The sequence below is a fragment of the Marinomonas gallaica genome (genome assembly GCF_001639745.1).
Classification (GTDB): Bacteria; Pseudomonadota; Gammaproteobacteria; order Pseudomonadales; family Marinomonadaceae; genus Marinomonas; species Marinomonas gallaica.
The window spans coordinates 37,219-58,123 of sequence record NZ_LTAX01000020.1 but is presented as its reverse complement, the minus strand read 5'-3'; the positions used below and the strand labels follow the sequence as shown (position 1 = coordinate 58,123).

The 20,905-nt window shown below is 45.9% G+C and carries 20 protein-coding genes; 18 read left to right on the top strand and 2 right to left on the bottom strand.

Translation table 11 applies throughout. The annotated features are described in order from the left end of the window. The first annotated feature begins 21 nt into the window (after nt 1–21). The 3 genes from rplI to AYW76_RS15350 all read left to right on the top strand — a co-directional run bounded on the left by rplI (nt 22) and on the right by AYW76_RS15350 (nt 3,659). Nucleotides 22–468 (top strand): 50S ribosomal protein L9, encoded by a 447-nt coding sequence (gene rplI, locus AYW76_RS15360; RefSeq protein ID WP_067030847.1) that lies wholly within the window; start codon nt 22–24, stop codon nt 466–468. A gap of 164 nt (nt 469–632) precedes the next feature. Continuing rightward, nucleotides 633–2,009, top strand: coding sequence for a replicative DNA helicase (dnaB, locus tag AYW76_RS15355; RefSeq protein ID WP_067222639.1), 1,377 nt, complete (start codon nt 633–635; stop codon nt 2,007–2,009). An 87-nt stretch (nt 2,010–2,096) separates the two neighbouring features. Continuing rightward, complete coding sequence (locus AYW76_RS15350) at nt 2,097–3,659, top strand: methyl-accepting chemotaxis protein (protein ID WP_067222635.1); 1,563 nt, start codon at nt 2,097–2,099, stop codon at nt 3,657–3,659. A 58-nt stretch (nt 3,660–3,717) separates the two neighbouring features. Here AYW76_RS15350 and bioA read toward each other — a convergent pair whose 3' ends face one another. Both bioA and AYW76_RS19140 read right to left on the bottom strand, forming a co-directional pair. Beyond that, a complete protein-coding gene (bioA, locus tag AYW76_RS15345; protein WP_067222632.1) occupies nt 3,718–5,007 on the bottom strand; it encodes an adenosylmethionine--8-amino-7-oxononanoate transaminase in 1,290 nt (429 codons plus the stop codon). A gap of 86 nt (nt 5,008–5,093) precedes the next feature. Next, nucleotides 5,094–5,381, bottom strand: a complete 288-nt coding sequence (locus AYW76_RS19140; protein ID WP_156489095.1) for a ComF family protein — start codon at nt 5,379–5,381, stop codon at nt 5,094–5,096. Between the two features lie 539 nt (nt 5,382–5,920). On the opposite strand from AYW76_RS19140, the gene bioB reads away from it, so the two are divergent. From bioB to AYW76_RS15265, 15 genes are all read left to right on the top strand, one after another. Further along, entirely contained in the window at nt 5,921–6,907 is a 987-nt protein-coding gene (bioB, locus tag AYW76_RS15335; RefSeq protein WP_067031439.1) for a biotin synthase BioB, read from the top strand. After that, nucleotides 6,894–8,078, top strand: a complete 1,185-nt coding sequence (gene bioF / locus AYW76_RS15330) for an 8-amino-7-oxononanoate synthase (RefSeq protein WP_067222625.1) — start codon at nt 6,894–6,896, stop codon at nt 8,076–8,078. Before bioB ends, bioF begins: the two co-directional genes overlap by 14 nt. A 6-nt stretch (nt 8,079–8,084) precedes the next feature. After that, nucleotides 8,085–8,891 (top strand): alpha/beta fold hydrolase, encoded by an 807-nt coding sequence (locus AYW76_RS15325; protein ID WP_067222622.1) that lies wholly within the window; start codon nt 8,085–8,087, stop codon nt 8,889–8,891. Then, on the top strand, nt 8,872–9,660 hold the full coding sequence (gene bioC, locus AYW76_RS15320; protein WP_067030827.1) for a malonyl-ACP O-methyltransferase BioC: 789 nt from the start codon (nt 8,872–8,874) through the stop codon (nt 9,658–9,660). Before AYW76_RS15325 ends, bioC begins: the two co-directional genes overlap by 20 nt. Further along, entirely contained in the window at nt 9,653–10,339 is a 687-nt protein-coding gene (gene bioD / locus AYW76_RS15315) for a dethiobiotin synthase (protein ID WP_067222619.1), read from the top strand. The genes bioC and bioD overlap by 8 nt, the downstream gene beginning before the upstream one ends. A 107-nt stretch (nt 10,340–10,446) precedes the next feature. Further along, complete coding sequence (locus AYW76_RS15310; RefSeq protein WP_067222617.1) at nt 10,447–10,917, top strand: helix-turn-helix domain-containing protein; 471 nt, start codon at nt 10,447–10,449, stop codon at nt 10,915–10,917. After that, entirely contained in the window at nt 10,918–12,078 is a 1,161-nt protein-coding gene (locus tag AYW76_RS15305) for a sensor histidine kinase (protein WP_067222614.1), read from the top strand. Then, on the top strand, nt 12,071–13,417 hold the full coding sequence (locus AYW76_RS15300; protein ID WP_067222610.1) for a sigma-54-dependent transcriptional regulator: 1,347 nt from the start codon (nt 12,071–12,073) through the stop codon (nt 13,415–13,417). Before AYW76_RS15305 ends, AYW76_RS15300 begins: the two co-directional genes overlap by 8 nt. Nucleotides 13,418–13,488: 71 nt before the next feature. Then, nucleotides 13,489–13,848: a flagellar hook-basal body complex protein FliE gene (gene fliE / locus AYW76_RS15295; RefSeq protein ID WP_067222607.1), complete on the top strand. Its 360-nt coding sequence runs from the start codon at nt 13,489–13,491 to the stop codon at nt 13,846–13,848. A 26-nt stretch (nt 13,849–13,874) separates the two neighbouring features. Next, entirely contained in the window at nt 13,875–15,548 is a 1,674-nt protein-coding gene (gene fliF, locus AYW76_RS15290; RefSeq protein WP_067222604.1) for a flagellar basal-body MS-ring/collar protein FliF, read from the top strand. A 1-nt stretch (nt 15,549) separates the two neighbouring features. Continuing rightward, a complete protein-coding gene (fliG, locus tag AYW76_RS15285; protein ID WP_067030808.1) occupies nt 15,550–16,560 on the top strand; it encodes a flagellar motor switch protein FliG in 1,011 nt (336 codons plus the stop codon). 3 nt (nt 16,561–16,563) lie between these two features. Continuing rightward, complete coding sequence (locus AYW76_RS15280; RefSeq protein ID WP_067222601.1) at nt 16,564–17,346, top strand: FliH/SctL family protein; 783 nt, start codon at nt 16,564–16,566, stop codon at nt 17,344–17,346. 9 nt (nt 17,347–17,355) lie between these two features. Beyond that, nucleotides 17,356–18,693: a flagellar protein export ATPase FliI gene (gene fliI, locus AYW76_RS15275; RefSeq protein WP_067030801.1), complete on the top strand. Its 1,338-nt coding sequence runs from the start codon at nt 17,356–17,358 to the stop codon at nt 18,691–18,693. Nucleotides 18,694–18,742: 49 nt separating this feature from the next. After that, on the top strand, nt 18,743–19,180 hold the full coding sequence (gene fliJ, locus AYW76_RS15270) for a flagellar export protein FliJ (RefSeq protein ID WP_067222598.1): 438 nt from the start codon (nt 18,743–18,745) through the stop codon (nt 19,178–19,180). Next, nucleotides 19,180–20,904, top strand: coding sequence for a hypothetical protein (locus AYW76_RS15265; RefSeq protein WP_067222594.1), 1,725 nt, complete (start codon nt 19,180–19,182; stop codon nt 20,902–20,904). The genes fliJ and AYW76_RS15265 overlap by 1 nt, the downstream gene beginning before the upstream one ends. Nucleotide 20,905: the final 1 nt, after the last annotated feature.

Below are 20,905 nucleotides of genomic sequence, written 5' to 3'. Positions count from 1 at the left end.
TTTATTTTAGAGGTGATCGAGATGAATGTGATTCTACTCGACAAAGTCGGCAAACTAGGCGGTATCGGTGACGTTGTTACTGTTAAACCAGGTTTCGCGCGTAACTTTTTGATTCCAAACAAAAAAGCTGTGATGGCTAACAAAGCTAACTTGGCTACTTTTGAAGAGCGTCGTGCTGAGCTTGAAGCTCAAGCTGCTGAGCGTAAAGCTTCTGCAGAAGCACGTGCTGAGACACTAAATGGCAAAACTTTCACTATCACAGCTAACGCTGGTGACGAAGGTAAACTATTTGGTTCTATCGGTACTCGTGACATCGCTGAAGCGATTGTTGCTGCGGGTTCTGAAGTATCTAAATCTGAAGTACGTCTTCCAGAAGGTGCTCTACGTAACGTAGGCTCTTACGAGATCGACGTTCAGGTACACTCTGAAGTAACTGCTACAGTTACTCTAGACGTTGTAGCTCTATAATCCTTCGGAATTATAGCTTCAAAGAAAGGCATTTCACGTAAGTGGGATGCCTTTTTTTATGCCTGTCTTTTTTCTTTCCTAAGCATGATCGTTAGCTGATGTTTAGTAGGCTTAATGGTAAGCTTTGATGCCTTTTTTCAATCCAATTTGCGAGAGAGTGTTACGTGCAGTTTGAAGATTCAGAAGTCTCCTCTATTAAACTACCACCTTATTCGATAGAGGCAGAGCGCTCTGTTATTGGTGGTTTAATGCTTGACCCGGAAGCTTGGGAAAAAGTATCTGAGCTGGTGATGGCGGATGATTTTTACCGTCCAGAACATCGTGCAATTTTTGCTGTGATTGCTCGTCTTGCGGATGACTCCGAACCTGCCGATGTGGTTACCATCAGTGAAAGGCTTGATAAGCGTGGAGAGTTGGAAGACATTGGCGGCGTGACCTATCTTATAGAGGTTGTAGAAGGGACGCCTAGTGCCTCTAATATTGCTTCTTACGCTGAGATTGTGCGTGAGCGCTCCATATTGCGTCGGCTTATTTCAACCACTAATGACATCAATAGCCGAGCTTATCAGCCAGAAGGAATGACGGCTGCGGAAGTGCTGGAAGATGCCGAACGTCAAATCTTTCAGCTTGCAGAAGGTGGAGATAAGAAAGGCGGCCCTCGTATCGTTGCCGACATTCTCAGTAAGACCGTAGATAAAATTGATGAGTTGTACCATCAAGAGGGCTCGATCACCGGTTTGAGTACGGGCTTTACTGATCTTGATGCGATGACATCGGGGTTACAGCCTTCGGATCTGATTATCGTTGCTGGCCGTCCATCGATGGGTAAAACAACATTCGCCATGAACTTGGTCGAAAATGCGACCATGATCAGTGAGATTCCAGTGGTAGTGTTTAGTTTAGAGATGCCGGCTGAGCAGTTGATGATGCGTATGCTGTCGTCTTTGGGGCGAATAGACCAAACTCGAATGCGTTCTGGACAATTGGTTCAAGAGGATTGGGATAAACTTATGTCAGCGGTGAAAATGCTAAAAGATCGTAAGCTCTTCATCGATGATACCGCGGGGATTAGCCCAACAGAAATGCGCTCACGTGTGCGTCGTATTGCACGCGAGCACGGTGGTGTGGCAATGATCATGATCGACTATCTGCAGTTGATGCAAATTCCAGGCTACAGTGAGGGGCGAACCAATGAGATCTCAGAAATTTCGCGATCATTAAAGGCCATTGCGAAAGAAATGGAGTGTCCTGTTATTGCGCTTTCGCAGCTTAACCGAAGTTTGGAGCAGCGTCCAAATAAGCGCCCAGTGAACTCGGATTTGCGTGAATCAGGTGCGATTGAGCAGGATGCGGACGTCATCTCATTTGTTTATCGTGATGAGGTTTATCATGAAGACACGCCGCATAAAGGTATTGCCGAAATTATCATTGGTAAGCAGCGTAATGGTCCAATCGGTACTTGTCGCTTGGCCTTCATTGGCAAATTCACGCGTTTTGAAGATTTGGCACCGGATGCCTACCGTGATTTTGCGGATGAATAGTGCAAAAAGTGATGCCTTTTAGTTGCTAAAACGGTATGTAAATCTTATGGTTGTGTCAGTGATTAGATATATTTATCGAGAGAAGTTATGCGAAAGATGTCTGTTACAAACAGGGAAAATGATTTTCCTGCCAACTATACTTTAGTTTCCAGTACGGATACTAAGGGTCGTATTACCTTCGTAAACGATGATTTCTGTAAGGTGGCTGGTTACGAGCGTGAAGAGCTAGTCGGTCAACCGCACAACCTGATTCGTCATCCTGATGTTCCGCCTGCTGTGTTTGCCGATATGTGGGAAAACTTAAAAGCCGGTAGAAGCTGGATGGGGATTGTAAAAAACCGTTGTAAAAGTGGTGACCACTACTGGGTAAGTGCGCACGTTAGCCCGCTTATTGATAACGGTAAGGTGGTTGGCTACGAGTCGGTTCGTCAAAAAGTGACCAACGATCAAAAAGCCCATGCACAAATGGTGTATGAGCGGGTCAATGCGGGTAAGCACCCTGTTCCAGGTATGCCTCGTTTTAAAGGATGGATGTGGCGTCAAACATGGTTAAACGCAATATTTTTTGTTGTGTTCGGTATCATGGGGCTGTTTTCACCCTGGTTATGGTGGCAAATTCTATCGCCCATTTTAGCGGTTGTTGGTGCGTCACTTAATCTAACTCAGCGCCACTCTTTGCGTTCAACGATTGCCAAGCTGCCTCCAGAAGCACACAACCCAATCGGTCAGTATTTGTACTTTAAAGCGGTTGGCCCCAATGTGGCACTCAGTTTTTCTCAGTTACATAAAAATGCCGCTGCATTTACATTTAGACATCGTTTGGTTGAGGGCTCGAAACAGCTACAGCAGCGAGCGGAGCATGCTAAAGAGAGTGTCACATCTAACTTAATAAACTTTAATAAGCAGCGTGAAAGTTTCCAAACGGTGGTGTCGGCGAGTACACAACTTCAAGCCAGTGTGAATCAAATTGCAGACCATGTTCGCATTGCTGCCGAAGATACAGCGTCGGTGGAAGATAAAGCGAAAGCTAGCCGAGCGATGGCCAAGCATACTGGTGAAACCATGCAGAAAGTATACGCTGAAGTAAATTCTGCAAAAGATGTAGTAGAAGATTTAGCGAAACAAAGTGATCTTATTAACGGTTTGGTTAAGTCGATCAGTGACATCGCGGAGCAAACTAACTTGTTGGCGTTGAATGCTGCCATTGAGTCAGCGCGAGCTGGTGAAGCGGGTCGTGGTTTTGCTGTGGTAGCGGATGAGGTACGAGCACTTGCTATTCGAACGCAAGATGCTACTCAAAGTATCCACTCGACAACGGAAGAGTTAAAACGCAATACTCAAGCTGTCCTCGAGGCTATTGTGAAAGGCGCGACGGTTGCTGATGAAGGTGTTCAAGGTGTGAATGAGGTTGCTGAAAGCATGAACGCCATAGAAGCAGCGATTCATCATATTGTGGAGACAACGGCTCAGATTAATTCTGCTACCGCAGAGCAAGCTGATGTGGCCAGTTCACTCAGTCAACAAATGATGGAAGTGGATCAGCTGAGCATTGAAAGTATCGAGCGGGCGGAAAATATTGTTTCGAATATTGCTCATATTGAAGAAGAAGCTTACGAGCAAGGTAACTTAGCTGAGCGCATGAAGCAGTAACGTTAGATATGCGAAAAAAACGAGCCAATGGCTCGTTTTTTTATGTCTGTCTGATGGATTAAAAATGTTGTTGTATCACTGTCTGAATTGCGTGGCCCAGCTTAGTGACTTGCTCTTGAGTAATAACGTAAGGAGGCATTAGGTAGATAAGTTTGCCAAAGGGACGAACCCAAACGCCTTGCTCGACAAACAGTGGCTGAATTTTATGGAGATCTACGGGGTGTGACAGTTCTACGACACCGATAGCGCCAAGACATCGAACATCGGTCACCATCTCTAAATCTAAACAGGGGCTTAACGCACTTTCTAGCCATACTTGAATTTGGTGGACTTTGTCCTCGATATGATAACTGTTCACTAGGTCTAAACTGGCATTGGCTGCCGCACAGGCTAGTGCATTCCCCATAAAGGTCGGACCGTGCATAAATACGCCATCTTGGTCACTGATTCCTAGAGCGACTTTATCATTGGTAAGTGTCGCTGCAAGCGTGATGTAGCCACCAGTGAGTGCTTTGCCAAGACACATGATGTCAGGCTCGATATTGGTATGCTCTGTCGCGAACAGTTTGCCTGTTCGACCAAAGCCCGTCGCTATCTCATCAAAGATCAACAAAATGTTAAACTCGTCGCACAGTGCTCTGATTTCATCAAGATAGGCGGGGTTGTAAAAACGCATACCGCCGGCATTTTGAACGACAGGTTCGATGATGAACCCCGCTAAATGCTCGTGTTGTTCAGCAAATAACTCACGAATTTCATGTAAGTATTTTTTATCAAGTGGCGTATCGATTCCCGTTGGCGGCGGGGAGACAAAACATTGCGGCGTCAGTGCTTGGTTGAACATGCTGTGCATACCATTCACTGGATCGCAGACGGACATAGCAGCAAAGGTATCACCATGATATCCAGAACGAGGGGTCGCAAAATGCTGTTTATTGGGGTGACCTTGTGTGTGCCAGTATTGAATCGCCATTTTAAGTGCGACTTCAACTGAGACTGAGCCTGAATCGGAAAAGAAAACCCGTGTTAATGATTCAGGTGTCATTGCCACCAGCTTTTGCCCGAGTTCAATCGCTGGTTTGTGAGTAAGGCCGCCAAACATAACGTGTGAGAACCGATCTACTTGTTGGTGTAAGGCTTGATTAATCTGTGGATGATTGTAACCGTGAATGACGCTCCACCAAGAAGACATGCCGTCAATTAGACTGCGGCCATCGGCCAAATGGAATTCGCAGCCAGATGCGCTTTCTACTAAGTAATGGGGAGTTGGATGGCTCATAGAAGTGTATGGGTGCCACAACAGTTGTTTATCTAACTCAGTTAGATGTTGGTGCTCTTCTTGGTTCATGGTGTTTGGCCTATACAACGAGTGAACAAATTGAACGGCATACTATCGAAATTTTATAGGGGGCGCTATATCTATGGCGCTCACTGTTATGGCGTTCTTGCTAATGCCCAGACTGTCACATTTGGCGCTCCGGATAGTGTTAGAGCTTCGGCACAAGCGTTGACAGTACTGCCTGTCGTGATGACATCGTCGATCAGTAAAACAGGTTCGGAAGGTGTCTGTGGCACATAAAAGTGCTTATGGGTGAGTTTATGACGCTCGCGTTTTGCTAGTGTGTGTTGCGCTTGGTTTGCTTTTATTCGCTCTATTGTTATTAGCTCGATTTTAAGATCGGGATGATAGTGGCGCAGATGTTTCAATAACAGTTGGCTCATAAACTCGGTTTGACAAAAACCACGTTCAATTAGTGAACTGGTGGCGGTTGGTACATAACTCCAGAGTTTAGGAATAGGCTGGTTCTGTTGCAGTATGTGATCCGCAAGCTGACTGATTAAAGGGCGCAGTAGGTGGGGTTGGTTTTCAAATTTTGCCTTAGTGATCAGAGCGCGACAGAGACCTTCGTATTCAAAAGGCGCGATGGCTTTTGAGAAACTGGGGGGTTCTTTTTGGCATTCTCCACATAGTGCTAAAGGAGACAGGGTGGGGCTTGCACAACGATCACAGCAGTGGTCGTTTCGTTTTAAAAAAGTAGTGCAGCTGGAGCAGAGGCAACCTTCTTGCTTGAAGCCACAAACATAGCATTGATTTAAAAATAGCCTCTTGTAAACCTTGTTTATCAATGTAGTTGACAGATGGGGGTGGTTCATTAGTATTGCGTTCCTTGCAACAATAAAATGATGGAGCCATAGCGGTGAATATTTCGACTCAACCTCGATACGACTGGACTAGCCAAGAAGTTCAAGCATTGTTTGATATGCCTTTTATGGATTTGCTCTTCCATGCGCAAACCGTTCACCGTGCAAACTTTGCACCCAATGAAGTGCAAGTCAGTACTCTATTGTCCATCAAAACCGGCGCGTGTCCAGAAGACTGTAAATACTGTCCGCAAAGTGGCCATTACAATACCGAATTGGAAAAAGAAAAGTTAATGGAAGTGCAGAAAGTGTTGGAAGAAGCGACACTTGCAAAGAAGGAAGGTGCGACGCGTTTCTGTATGGGCGCGGCGTGGAAGCATCCTTCAGAAAAAGACTTCCCTTATGTGTTAGAGATGATCAAAGGCGTTAAACAACTGGGCTTAGAGTCGTGCGTGACGCTAGGGACGCTGAATAAAGCGCAAGCGAAGCAGTTAGCTGATGTAGGCCTAGATTATTATAACCACAACTTAGACACCTCTCCTGAGTTTTACGACAGTATTATCACTACGCGATCGTATCAAGAGCGGTTGGATACGTTATCTAATGTTCGTGATACCGGTGTGAAGCTGTGTTGTGGCGGTATTATGGGGTTGGGAGAAGAGCAAAAAGATCGTGTGGGCTTATTACGTCAATTGGCTTTGATGACACCGCATCCAGAAAGTGTGCCAATTAATATGCTGGTAAAAGTAGAAGGGACGCCGCTAGAAAATGTTGATGATTTAGATGAATTTGAATTTATTCGAACCATCGCTGTAGCGCGTATTATTATGCCAACGTCTCACGTGCGTTTATCTGCAGGTCGTCAAGGTATGAGTGAACAAACTCAAGCCTTGTGTTTTATGGCGGGCGCTAACTCTATTTTCTACGGCGAAAAGCTGTTGACAACTGGCAACCCTGAAGCAGACAAAGATCGTATGTTATTCGAGAAGTTGGGCATTCAACCTGAACGACGTCACGATGTGTCTGATGAAGCGGTAACGGAAGCGATTGCGGCTCAGGCTAAAGCACAAAACGAAGCCAAGTTTTTCTACGATGCCACCGTTTAAAACACCAGCTTGGATGCTCGAGGCGCTCGATGAGCGCCGAGAGCAGCACTTATTTCGCTCTACACAAGTTGTTTCGAGTCCGCAAACCACGTGGATGAGGCAAGGCGATCGACGTTATTTATCGTTTTGCTCAAATGACTATCTAGGTTTAGCCAATCATCCTCATTTAAAACAAACCTTATCCGACGCCGCACACCAATATGGTGTCGGCAGTGGTGCTTCTCATCTTGTCTGCGGTCATTTGGATATACATGAGCGCTTAGAGCAAGCATTATCAGGTTGGTTAGGGTATGAGCGTGTGTTGCTATTTAGTACCGGCTACATGGCAAACCTCGCGGTTATTTCTGCGCTTGCGAGCAAACGACACCCTGTCTTGATGGATAAGTTGAATCATGCGTCGCTCATTGATGGTGCTCGACTCAGCGGTGCAACCTTTAAACGTTATTTACATAACGATGTGAGCAGTGCTCAAAAACACCTTCAATCTCTTGATCAGCCGGGTGTGCTGGCAACAGATGGTATTTTCAGTATGGACGGTGATAGAGCGCCGCTCGCGTCATTGGCCTCACTTGCTCGCGAGCATGAATGGTTGTTGGTGGTAGATGACGCTCATGGTTTAGGTTGTATGGGGCATGAAGGTAAAGGTGCAATAGATTTAGATGGCTTAGGTGCTGAAGATGTACCGTTTTTAATGGGGACGTTTGGTAAAGCATTTGGTGTTGCCGGAGCTTTTGTTGCTTGCTCTCAAGATATGGCCGATTATTTAACCCAATTTGCGCGCCCCTACATCTACACCACAGCGATGTCGCCTGCGATTGCGGCAACGGTTTTAGCCAGTCTAGAGCTGATTCGATCGGATGAAGGTCAGCAGCGTAGAGAGCAGCTAGCGAATCATATTCAGCTGTTACGACAGCGATCAGCAGCATGGCCGTATCCGATGATGCCATCGGATAGCGCTATTCAGCCTATGTTAATTGGTCAAAGTGATGATGCACTGCACATCAGTGCTGCGTTGGCAAAGGCAGGAATTTTGTGTAAAGCGATTCGACCTCCGACCGTTCCACCAAATACTGCTAGGCTTCGCATTACGTTGAGTGCTGAACACACTCATGGGGAAGTCGTGCATTTGTGTGATACCCTAGATGCCATCTTTAACGATGTGTCTGAGTGATTAAAAATGCGAACTCCGATTGAAACCGAAACCTTTGGTGACCCTAACCTTCCCGCAATTTTTTTGGTGCCTGGATGGGCTATGCCAAAAGAAGTTTTTCATGAAACGGCGACTAAGCTGAGTAAGCATTTTTATGTGGTATTAGCTAATTTACCGGGTGTTTCCGTGGATCCAAATTGGCATAAACGTAATCGCTTCGGGCCAAACTACGATATCGATGCACTTGCTGAGCAGTTGCTCCGCGCTGCGCCAAAGCCTTGTTGGTGGATCGGATGGTCGTTAGGCGGGATGATTGCAAACTATGTTGCTGCGCGACGTTCTAGTTGCGTAAAAGGGGTAATATCGGTAGCAAGTGCGCCGTGTTTTACCGCTATCGATGAGTGGCCAATTGGCATGGAGCCGGATGCGTTCACACACTTTTTCGATCTAGTGAAGCAAACGCCAGAGAAAGGCTTTCGCCGCTTTTTGACTTTACAGACTCAGGGGGCCTCAGACGTGAAAGGTTTAACCAAAACCTTGTCCAGTCTGCAGCCTAAAGAGTTGATCGACCCAGAAGCATTAATTCGTGGTTTGGCTTTGCTGGAAACATTAGATGTGCGGCGCGAAATTGAACTGCTGGATGTACCAAATTTACATATGTTTGGTGCTCAAGATGCATTGGTTGATACAGAAAAAGTGATTCAGTGGTTGCCAAAGAACTATCAGCAAACGGTGTTGGCTTTACCAAATCAGGCCCATCAACCTTTCTTAGAAGACCCGTCACAGTTTGTGGCGATGGTAACCCAGTACATTAATGACAACACGTTTAACTAACTCAGACATTGTTTACAAACAAAAAGTGGCGAGCAGTTTCTCACGAGCTGCGCACAGTTATGATCAATATGCGGTGTTCCAAGAGCAGGTCTTAACGCAACTGGTAGAGTGGTATTCCCCTGTCATGGATCAACGTTGGCTTGATTTGGGCACAGGGACTGGTCGAGCGCTTTCGGTATTAAAAGGTCAGCAAGTGGTCGGGCTGGATTTGTCCTTCTCGATGATTCACAAAGCACGCCAAAGAGTACCCAGTGCAGCATTCGTGTGTGCAGATGCAGAAGCCTTGCCTTTTGCCAACAGTGTTTTTGATGGCGTGATGTCCAGCTTGGCAATTCAGTGGTGTTTAACGCCATCGCAGCTTTTTAGTGAGCTGTTTAGAGTGTTGAGTGATCAAGGCCAAGTTCTTGTATCTACTTTAGTGTCTGGCTCGATGCCTGAACTTAGTATAGCTTGGCAGGGAGTAGACGGCCGTTCGCATCATAACCATTACCCGAGCATGGCTAAGGTTCTAGCCGACTGTAAAGCCGCTGGTTTTTTTATCCAGAAAGCGCAACAGCACACCATGACGGTGCATTATCCTACGGTAAAAGAAGCCGTTTACTCACTAAAAAAAGTAGGAGCTTCGATTGTAATGGAAGACTCCAGTGTTATATCGCCCTCTAAGTGGAAAGCCTTTGAATTACAATACAAGCAGCTGCAAACCCAGCTTGGCATTCCATTGTCTTATGAGGTGGCGTTTATTCAATTGACGAAGGTAGATCATGGCTAAGCAACAGTACTTTATTACCGGCACCGATACAGATGCAGGCAAAACCCATGTATGTGTGGGGTTATTGGCGGCGGCGGCGCGTCAAGATTTACGCTCAATGGGAGTAAAACCCATTTCTGCTGGGGCGGAAATGATTGACGGTAAGTTGCGAAATGATGATGCCATGAAAATTCAAGCGGCGAGTTCGGTGTCACTGCATTATGAACAAGTAAACCCAGTTGTATTTGAGCCTGCTATTGCGCCACATATCGCGGCCGCAAAAGAAAATAAAATCATCACGGTAACTCGCTTAGAAGGCTTTGTTCGAGGCAGTTTATTAACGCCCCATGATTTTGCCTTGGTAGAAGGGGCGGGCGGTTGGCGTGTACCAGTGAACGATCGTGAATTGTTGTCTGATTTAGCGAAGCGTTTGGCCATGCCGGTGATCGTTGTTGTCAATATGCGATTAGGTTGCTTAAACCATGCGTTCTTGACCATGGAAGCGATTCGTCGTGATGGCTTGAAAATCGCAGGTTGGGTAGCAAATGGCGGACAAGAAGATATGAGTTGCTATGAAGAGAATCTGGCAACGTTGAATAACATGCTATCTGCACCGTTATTGGGGAGCCTATCTTGGCATCAAGATAGACAAACAGCTGAGGCGGAATTTGATTTACTGTTCAAAAATCTCAGCAGTTAAACCATTGCCTTATAAAGAAATTATTGTCATTTCACTGAGCTGACAGCATGCCTCTTTGGTGACACTGTGCTAAAGTTTGGAGTTATTACAGTCATTAATAGAGAATCATGAAAGCCTGTATCATTGGTGTCAGTCAAGAAGAGACTCAAGCCGTCGCGCCGATCCTACATTTTCTCGGTATTGAGATTGTCATGGATCCGCAACAGAATGAACTTGTTGATTTCTTTGTCGTCGGAAGTTTGGTTGATGTGACCAAGCTGTCTTTACCCTTGCCTTCTATTTGGCTGCAAGAACACGAAGAAGTGGTGTCAGAAGGCACTGTATGGTGTTGTCCTATCCCATGGCGCCAAGAACAGATTTTGCCTATTTTAAATCGCTTGGCAGAGTCTCCTAACATGCCACGTACGCAAGCTGTGAATCTTAATGTTTATATTCGACATCTTGAATCGGTGTTGATTCGTCATGCGTTAACGTCTTCAAATGGTGTGGTTTCTAAAGCGGCCAGCTTACTGCAAATTCAACGTACGACATTGATTGAAAAGATGCGTCGTTACCGTATAGATAAGTCGGAGTTCTAAGTGAACAAGGACGAAGAAATTGCCCGTTTAAAAGAAGCATTCACTCTATTTGAAGAGACTTCACGTTCTTTAGAAAGCGCTTATGAAGAACTGCAAAATGAAGTTCGCTTGTTAACCGCAAAGCTGGAACAGGCAGAGTGCGCTAAACAAGAAGAAGAGACGAAAAACAAAGTGCTGTTGAAGCAATTTCAGCAGCTTTTTTGGTCCATGCCTGTTGGTGTGATGCTACTCAACTCGGAAGGTCGAGTAGTGATGACTAATCCAATTGTGGATCGGTTATTTGGTGAGACTATTTTAGGTGGTGTGTGGTCAGATATTGTACCTAAAAGCTTTCGGCCTCAAAAAGATGACGGCCATGAAATTACGATGGTCACTGGGCGGCGTGTTCGCGTTGAAACATCGTCACTGGGTGATGTGCCTGGGCAATTGATTATTCTTGTCGACCTAACCGAAACTCATTCGCTGCAGCGTCAATTGGCGCATCATGAACGCCTTTCCACTATGGGGAAAATGGTGGCGGCGTTGGCTCATCAAATACGCACGCCATTGTCTTCCGCCATGTTATACGCTGAGCACTTACAGAAAGAATCTTTGTCTGAGGATATGCGCGTTCGTTTTTCGGGAAAATTGTCTGACCGATTGAATAATATTGAGCGCCAAATTCGAGATATGCTAATTTTCTCAAAGTCAGATATTAAATTAGACGAAAAGTTATCGTTGACAGTGTTGGTTGATAAACTATCAGAGCGTGCGAAGGAACAAACAGAACTGAATCATGCTGTGCTTAATGTTCATGTTGACGGTTTGCCAACTGGACAAATACAGTGTCATCAAGAGGTATTGATTGGATCGATACTGAATTTGGTGAACAATGGTATCGAAGCTTCTGAGCGCGGTGCAGAAATAGACCTGTGGGTCACGGCTCATGAGCAGGTATTACGTATCACGGTTGAAGATCACGGACGAGGAATGAGCGACGAACAGCTCAATAAAGTACAAGAAGGTTTTGTTACCACAAAACAACATGGAACTGGGTTGGGGCTGATGGTAGTGAAAGCGATTATTCGTGCCCATCATGGTACCTTTACAATCGAGAGTCAGCCTGAGGTTGGCACAAAGGCGACCATCACATTGCCAATTTTAGGGAGTGAGTATGTCTGAAGTGAGTTTGTTGGTCGTAGAAGATGACCGAGGATTAGCTGAAGCATTAGAAGATACGCTGTTACTGGCGGGTTATAAATGTTTTATGGTGGAAAGTTCTGAAGATGCCATTGTGGCATTAAAGCGTCAGAACTTTGATATGGTGGTATCGGATGTCAATTTGCCAGGAATGGATGGCTACGGTTTGCTTCAGCATGTTATGGAGCATTTTCCTGAATTACCGATGATGCTGATGACCGCCTATGGTGATATTGCCCATGCGGTTGAGGCGATGCGTAATGGCGCAGTAGACTACTTGCTTAAACCCTTCAAAGAAAATGAACTGCTCGATATTATCGCTAAACATACGTCTCGTGTCGCAAAAGTTAAAAGCTATACCCCGATCGCTAAAGATCCAACCAGCGTGGCTTTATTGGAGCTGGCAAAACGTGTGGCGGTAACGGATTCAACGGTTTTAATTTGTGGTGAAAGTGGCACAGGTAAAGAAGTTTTAGCGCAGTACATTCATTCTGTATCAGATCGCAATGGACGTCCTTTTATTGCTATTAATTGCGCTGCGATCCCTGAAAATATGCTCGAAGCCATGCTTTTTGGTTACGAGAAAGGGGCCTATACGGGAGCTGTTTCTTCTCAAGCGGGTAAATTCGAACAAGCCAATGGCGGTACTTTGTTATTAGATGAAGTGACTGAAATGGATGTCGGGCTGCAGGCAAAGTTATTGCGTGTATTGCAAGAACACGAGGTCGAGCGATTGGGGGGCAAAAAAGCGGTTAAATTAGATGTTAGAATTATTGCCACAACAAACCGTGATTTGGCTGAATATGTTCGAGAAGGCGGTTTTCGGGAAGACTTATATTACCGTTTAAATGTGTTTCCTTTACGATGGTCTCCTATTCGCGAGCGTAAAGGCGATATACAACCGCTGGCAGAAGCTTTATTGTTAAAGCATGCACAAAAGATGCGCATTAATGACGCTTTTCTAGCGCCATCCGCGTTAAGCAAGCTTGAATCTCATGGTTGGCCTGGCAACGTACGTGAATTAGAGAATGTTATTCAGCGTGCTCTAATATTGTGTGGTCAAGGCAGGGTGAGCGAAGATCATATCGTGTTCGATATGGTTTCCGCGCCAAAAGTAGAAGAGCCAGAAGATGAAGATGCGAGTGAAGCCGCATCGATACTTGGGCGTGGCGTTCAGCAGCACGAATTTCGTATTATTGCGCAAGCCTTGGTCGATGCTAAAGGCAAGCGTAAAGAAGTGGCGGAGAAGTTGGGCATTAGCCCTCGAACGCTGCGCTACAAAATCGCAAAAATGCGAGAATGTGGCATAGAAGTTGATTGATATTAAAGTCTAGTTTTTAATGACAGTGTGCTAAGCTACTATGACTTAATGATTTTTTGGGTGCGAGTAAAATGGTGACAGACAGACCTGACATTAATCAGGTGCTTTCTCAAATGCGTGACTTGCGAAGTCAGATTCAATCTCCGAGCTCGAATATTCAAACGGGTATTCAGCAGGTTGGTCAACAAGCCCCGCAAGGAGTAGAGCGTCCTGACTTTTCCGATATGCTGAAAACTGCTGTCGATAACGTAAATTCATTACAGAAAGAATCTAAAGTACTCGCTCAAGCCTATGAGCGTGGCGAAGAAGGGGTAGACTTGCCTCAAGTAATGATTGGTTTGCAAAAATCGAGCGTATCCTTTGAAGCGATGACCCAGGTCAGGAACAAGCTGGTAGACGCCTACGAGAAAATAATGAATATGCCCATTTAACAGTGGGTTAGACGCGGCAGTACTGAATGGATAATGTCCCAGCAGATCGATCTGAGCAAAAGCTCTATATGGAGTTATTGACTGGCTTCAACAAACTGACAGTAATTCGTCAGCTTTCGTTGATGGTCGGTCTTGCTGCGTCTATTGCTATCGCTCTGGCAGCTGTACTGTGGACGTCTGGCCCAGATTACAAGCCCGTACTCAGTAGTATTACGGACTACAATGCCGATCAGATTGTTGAAATCCTAAATATTAATAGTATCCCTTTCAAGCTCGATGAAAACACTGGCGCATTATTGGTTGAGTCGGAGTTTTATCATCAGGCACGGCTCAAGCTGGCAGGCTCAGGCATTGTGTCAGACAATATTGTTGGTCTTGAAATTATGGACCAAGATCAATCCCTCGGCACCTCGCAATTTGTTGAAACGACGCGATACCGTCGTGGACTTGAAGGTGAATTGAGTCGAACGATCACCAGTTTACAAAGCGTCAAATCTGCCCGTGTACACCTTGCTATCCCTAAAGAGTCTGTGTTTGTTCGAGATACCCGTAAGCCGAGTGCTTCTGTATTTCTTGAGCTTTACCCCGGTCGTCGTTTGGACCGTAGTCAAGTGGATGCCATTGTAAATCTTGTTGCTTCAAGTATTTCCCAATTAAGTGATCAAGACGTTACGATCGTGGATCAGCGCGGTACTTTGTTGACCGAGAAAGATACTAATTCCGAACTATCCGTTGCGGGCAAGCAGTTCGAATACTCACGTCGTGTTGAAGACGTCATGTTACAACGAGTGAATAATATCTTGTCGCCGGTCGTGGGAAGTGGAAGGTTCAAGGCTGAGGTTTCTACCGATATCGATTTTACCGCGGTAGAGCAAACAGACGAGCAATATAACCCAGACTTGTTGGCACTTCGCAGTGAACAAACCTTACGTGAACGTCGATCTGCGAACGGTGGTAATAATGGCGTACCTGGCTCGTTAACCAATCAGCCTCCCGGTGCGGTGAATATACCCGAAGCCGCGGATGAAAATGGCGCTGCGATTGGCGGCGGTGCAAATGGGGCAAATGGCCAGTCACGTGAAGAAACAACACGAAACTTTGAGTTAGACCGAAGTATTAGCTACACCAAGCGACAACAAGGCACCGTTCGAAGGCTTTCAGTCGCGGTGGTTGTTGATGATATTGTGTCGATAGATCCAGATACCTCTGCGGTTATTAGAACGCCTTGGAGCGATGAAGAGTTGAGTCGTTTGACGCTCTTAGTGCGTGATGCGGTGGGGTACGACCCTTCTCGCGGTGACAGTGTCAGTGTGATTAACTCGCCGTTTGCTGTTCCAGAACCGCCGGAAGCACCGGAAGAGGTTCCGTTCTATAAGCAAAGTTGGTTCCTAGAGTTATTACAGCCCGTACTTGTCGGTGTGTTTATCTTACTGCTTTTATTGATGGTTGTGCGTCCAATTTTGAAAACATTGGGTGACCAGAACAAAATTGCGGTGGCGGAAGATACAGAGGCGGCTATTTTTGCCGATGAGACGGATGAGATTTCTGATGATCAGGTGTCTCTAGTCAGTGCGGAAGACGTTTCCGTACCTGGATCACCAGAGAAAATTGAGCGACAACTTAACGCAATACGCGGTCTGATTGCCGAAGAGCCAGAACGAGTAGCGCAGGTAGTGAAACAGTGGGTAATGGAAGGCTAGTATGAGTGACCAAGATGCTGCGAACATGAGCTCGCTGGATAAAGCGGCGGTTTTGCTGATGTCGTTAGGGGAGTCCGATGCGGCTCAGGTCTTGAAACACATGGGGCCTAAAGAGGTTCAGCGTATTGGCCAAGCCATGGCTCAGTTGGCGAATATTCAACGACATCAAGTAGAAACAGTCCTTGATGAGTTTTTGATTCTAGTTGGCGATCAAACTGGCCTTGGGTTGGGCGCGGATGGCTACATTCGAAATATGCTTAAAGAGGCTCTGGGTGAAGAGAAAGCGGGCAGTTTAGTTGACCGAATTCTATTAGGTGGAAATACCACAGGGTTAGATACGCTTAAATGGATGGAATCAAGAGCTGTTGCGGATGTGATTCGCTATGAGCACCCCCAAATTCAAGCCATTGTTATTTCATATCTAGATCCAGATCAAGCAGCGGACATCCTATCGAACTTTGATGAACGCGTGCGATTGGATATCGTTTTACGAGTCGCTTCTTTAGAAACTGTTCAACCTGCGGCATTGCAGGAGTTGAATAATATTCTTGAGCGTCAGTTCTCTGGTAATAATTCTACTAAGTCCACCTCGATTGGCGGTATTCGTACAGCAGCTAATATTATGAACTTTATTGACAGCTCGGTTGAGGCTGAATTGATGGAGTCTATTCGGGATGTTGATGAAGATTTGGCAAGTGGCATTCAGGATCTGATGTTTGTCTTTGATAATCTGCTTGAAGTAGATGATCGTGGTATTCAAGCTATTTTACGTGAAGTTGAGTCTGAGACACTGATTTTGGCACTAAAAGGTGCGGATCCAGACATGCAAGAAAAAGTCTACAAGAACATGTCATCTCGTGCAGCGGACATGCTTAAGGATGATTTAGAGGCCAAAGGTCCTGTGCGAGTGAGTGAAGTGGAGGTGTCGCAGAAAGAGATTCTTGCGATTGCCCGTCGTTTGGCTGATAACGGTGAAATCGTCCTTGGTGGCGGTGGTGAGCAGATGGTTTAGTGAATGCCTGATAACGAGAGAAAGCTGACCGCTTATGAACGCTGGGAATTACCAAATTTAGGTTCTGGTGAAGCGCCGCGTAAAACGCCTTCAGGTATTGCGATTAAGTCTGACGAAGAAGCGGTTGAGATTACAGAGGAGATTGATGAAGACTCTCTGGTCTATGAGCCATTAACGGCACAACAACTTGAAGAGATACGCCTAGCGGCGTATGAAGAAGGTTTTGCGCAAGGTCAAGAAGAGGGCCAAGAAGCGGGTCATAAAGAAGGCTTAGCTAAAGGCCAAGAAGAAGGTCATCAACAGGGTTTTGAACAAGGTCTAGAAGAAGGTAAGGCGGAAGCGTTAGCGCAAGGTGTTGAGCTTGCACAGTCGCAGGTTGGTGAGCTAGAAATGCTTCTCAATAATGTCCTAAAAGAATTCGAACAACCTCTAGAAAGTACCCGAGAACGTTTAGAAGAGCTGTTACAGAGTGCCACGAAGCGTATCGTCGAGCATGTCGTTCGTCGTGAGTTAGGCGAAGACAGTGAGGAAATGATTCGCTCTGAATTAAGTAAAGTGCTGGCTACGTTAGGTGAGCATGAGGGGCGTGCCTCGCTAACCGTTCATCCAAGCTGTGTCGAAGCGATTGAAGCACTGGCTGCGGAGCAACGCCTCACGATAAAAGTAAAAACAGATCCGTCTCTGATTGAGGGAGGGTTTGTTCTTGAGTCAAATAGCTTTTATGTCGACGGTACCGTTGAATCTCGTTTAAAAGACGTTTTAAACTCTCTCGATAAGCCTCAATAAAGCACTTTTATGACGACACTCCTTGATCGATTAAGCAAGCTGCAGCAACAGTCTTTGCCAGATTATTCCATTGATATCGAAGGTAAGGTAACACGCATGGTCGGTCTGACGATGGAGGCTGTAGGATGCGCTGCTTCCTTGGGCGATCGGTGTGCGGTCCAAATTGGTAAAAATCGTTGGGTTGAGTCTGAAGTCGTCGGCTTTACCGGAGATTTGACCTACTTGATGCCAACGGAAGCGATCGATGGCATTTCTCCAGGTGCGCGTGTGCGTCCATTACGTGAAGACAGCCAAATGCCGGTAGGCCCAGGGTTATTAGGGCGTGTCGTCAATGGTCTTGGCCGACCGCTGGATGGTAAAGGGCCCATTATTGCCGACGAGAGTATTAGTTTGCAGGGGGAAATCATAAACCCGCTGCAGAGAAAACCAATCAGTGAGCCGTTAGATGTTGGTATTAAAGCGATTAATTCACTACTGACGGTGGGTAAAGGTCAGCGTCTAGGTTTATTTGCCGGCAGTGGTGTGGGTAAAAGTATGCTACTTGGTATGATGACACGCTTTACCGAAGCAGATATAACCGTCGTTGGATTGATTGGCGAGCGTGGTCGAGAAGTAAAAGAGTTTATAGAGCAAATTCTTGGTGAAGAGGGCTTAGCGCGTTCTGTTGTGGTGGCGTCACCTGCAGATGATTCCGCTTTAATGCGTTTGCGCGCAGCGGTTCTCACGTCGAGAATCGCGGAATATTACCGTGATCAAGGCAAAAACGTACTATTATTGATGGATTCTTTGACGCGTTATGCGCAAGCACAGCGTGAAATAGCCTTGTCAGTAGGTGAGCCGCCAGCAACCAAAGGTTATCCCCCTTCGGTTTTTTCTAAACTACCCTGGCTGGTGGAGCGTGCTGGAAATGGTAAAGAGGGTGGTGGCTCTGTGACGGCTTTCTATACCGTGTTAACAGAGGGGGATGATCAGCAAGATCCGATTGCAGATGCTTCTCGAGCGATTCTGGATGGTCATATTGTACTGTCTCGTCGTTTAGCGGAAGAGGGACATTACCCTGCGATTGATATAGAAGCTTCCATTTCCCGTGCTATGCCTCATATTGTTTCTGATGCTCACATGCAAGGTGCTATGCGAGTAAAACAACTGTATTCTCGCTATCAGCAGAATAGAGACTTGATTGCTGTCGGGGCTTACACAAAAGGTTCCGATCCTGAATTGGATCAGGCAATTACCTTGATGCCTGCTATTAACGACTTTTTACGTCAATCACTCGGCGAAAGCTTTAGTATTGATCAAAGTCTAGAAGCGCTCGTCGCTGCGATGACTTCAACACCGTCCCAGTAGACGCCTATACCCTAAGCCGATAATATCAAACTAATTCCGAGGGAGACGCATGAAAAAATCTGAGCGCATGCAGGTACTGGTTGATATTTCCAAACGCAAAGAAGATGACGTGGCGAAAGCTGTGGCGAAAGAGCAAGCTCGTCTACAGCATGATCAACGGAAACTGCAAGAGTTGAAAGAGTATGCTGAGCAATATGAACAGCAGCGCAACCTGCTTGGCTTATCTCCCTATTTAACGACCAATTACCAGCACTTTGTTACGCGCTTACATCAGGCCGTGAAACAGCAGGAACAGCAGGTGAAGCGTTCGGAGCAGCAGGTCAATATGGTTATGAAGCGTTGGCAGGATGCGCGGGCTAAAACGAAAGGCATGGACTGGCTAAAAGGAAAAAGTGTTGGTGAAGAAAATGCCTTGGCTGAAAAGCAGGAACAAAAACAGATAGACGAATTTGCTAACCGCGCTTTTTTTCAACGGATGCGTTCCTAATGAGCGAGGTTCAAGCCGCCTCGCAAGCCTCTATTGTAATGACTCTGTTTAACATTGAGTCTTCTATCTTTGATTCTCAACTGGCACCGCTAAAGTCTTATTTGACAATTCAGTCACTGTTAGCAGATCTAAAGTGCCACCTACCCGAACAAAGCCAACTTCACAGTTATCTTGATTTGTTGATCAATGATTTTGCTGCAGTGATTGATCAAGGCGCGTTTTTTAATGATTCGCAAATGGCTGGCTGGCTGGCATGGACGAGTGAGTTCCGGTCGCTTTACGTGGCTGAGCTGGCTTTTTCGACGGCGGTTGATACTAGCTTGATCGAGAATATTCAGCGAGGTTTGCAAACTACTTTAGTGCAGACTCAACGCAATTCGGTACGTTCTTATAGAGGTGAATATCAAGGTCAAGTAACTCAAGGGTTTGAAGACTTCTCAAGTTTGTCGGACTTGGGCTATTGGGTTATTGATCATGCAGAAAATCGGTCTAGTGTTCAGAGCGATAGTTTCGACAACGTGCGCGTGCAAGTGGTGCTGGAAACAGGCTTAGACTTAGAGCAATTAGTCTTAACATTGCCTAGTTGGCACTGGGAAGCGTTGGAGCAAGGCTCAAGCCAAGCTTTGATGTTGCCCGAAGAAAGCCAAAATTACTGGGTTGATTGGCTTCATTTATTGGCATCAGAGCGCGAGGTGTGGCGTAGAAGCCCTTCTTTTCTAAGTTTTTATAAGTCACTCCATGATCAGGTTCGAGAGCAGTTTTCCGTTAGTGTTGATGATGTCATTCAGGTTGCTAATAGGAGTAATCTAAGGGTGATGTCTCAGAGTACCAGTCTAGAAACTGCTCATGGGATAAATCTTTATGGAGGGCGTGTTTTTTTTCTGGACGATCAGTCGCGCGCGACGCAAGTAGTGCCTTTGTCGGAATCGGTTATTCCAGTTTATTGTTTGCGCTGGGAAAACCAGACACTTGTATTTCCTGCATTTCGAGTGAAAGTGATCAATGGAGAGAGTCAAAATCCTCCGCTTGCGTTGGATACACACGTTTGGCATTACGGAGACAGCGGATGGAGCTCAGTCGCAACGTTACATGAGCGGAATCCATTGTTGGCCATTGAGATAGATGGGCACACGTACTATCTACAGCCAAATTCATTTGATCGAGACTATGGTGTTGTTTTACGAGCCAATTTTTTACCCAAAACTACGCATAATATTTGGAACGTTAGAGGGACTTTTTATAATGAACCTATGCTACCAGAAGAAGTATTTCATCAGTCGTTAACGTTAAGGCGCGGTGGTACTGCGAATGGGCGCTGTAAGAACCACTCTCCTGTGATGATCCAGTTATCTTCTTCTCATGGGATGGAGCTGTATGCCGATATGGTGATAGGAATTACTCCGTATCGCTCTGTTGTGCACTTGGTGCCTGGTTTTGTCTATCATAGCGGTCATGTATTGCCTTTAATTGAGCCGGATGAAAAGTGGTGTAGTGCGGATGATCTGGTTATTTTTATTGAGTCGAAGGGAGTTAACTTCGCCTTCAGGGGGCAATACAGCAGTGCAGATAAGAGCGTGGTTCATAAATTAGTAGACGCTGATGCGGTTATGCTAAATTGGCAAGAAGAACGAATTCGTATCACCCTAAGAGAGGATGGATGGTTTTTGCTTGACCAGCGCCATACCTACTTTTTTCTTAAACAGCTGTTAGAGATGCTTGAATAAG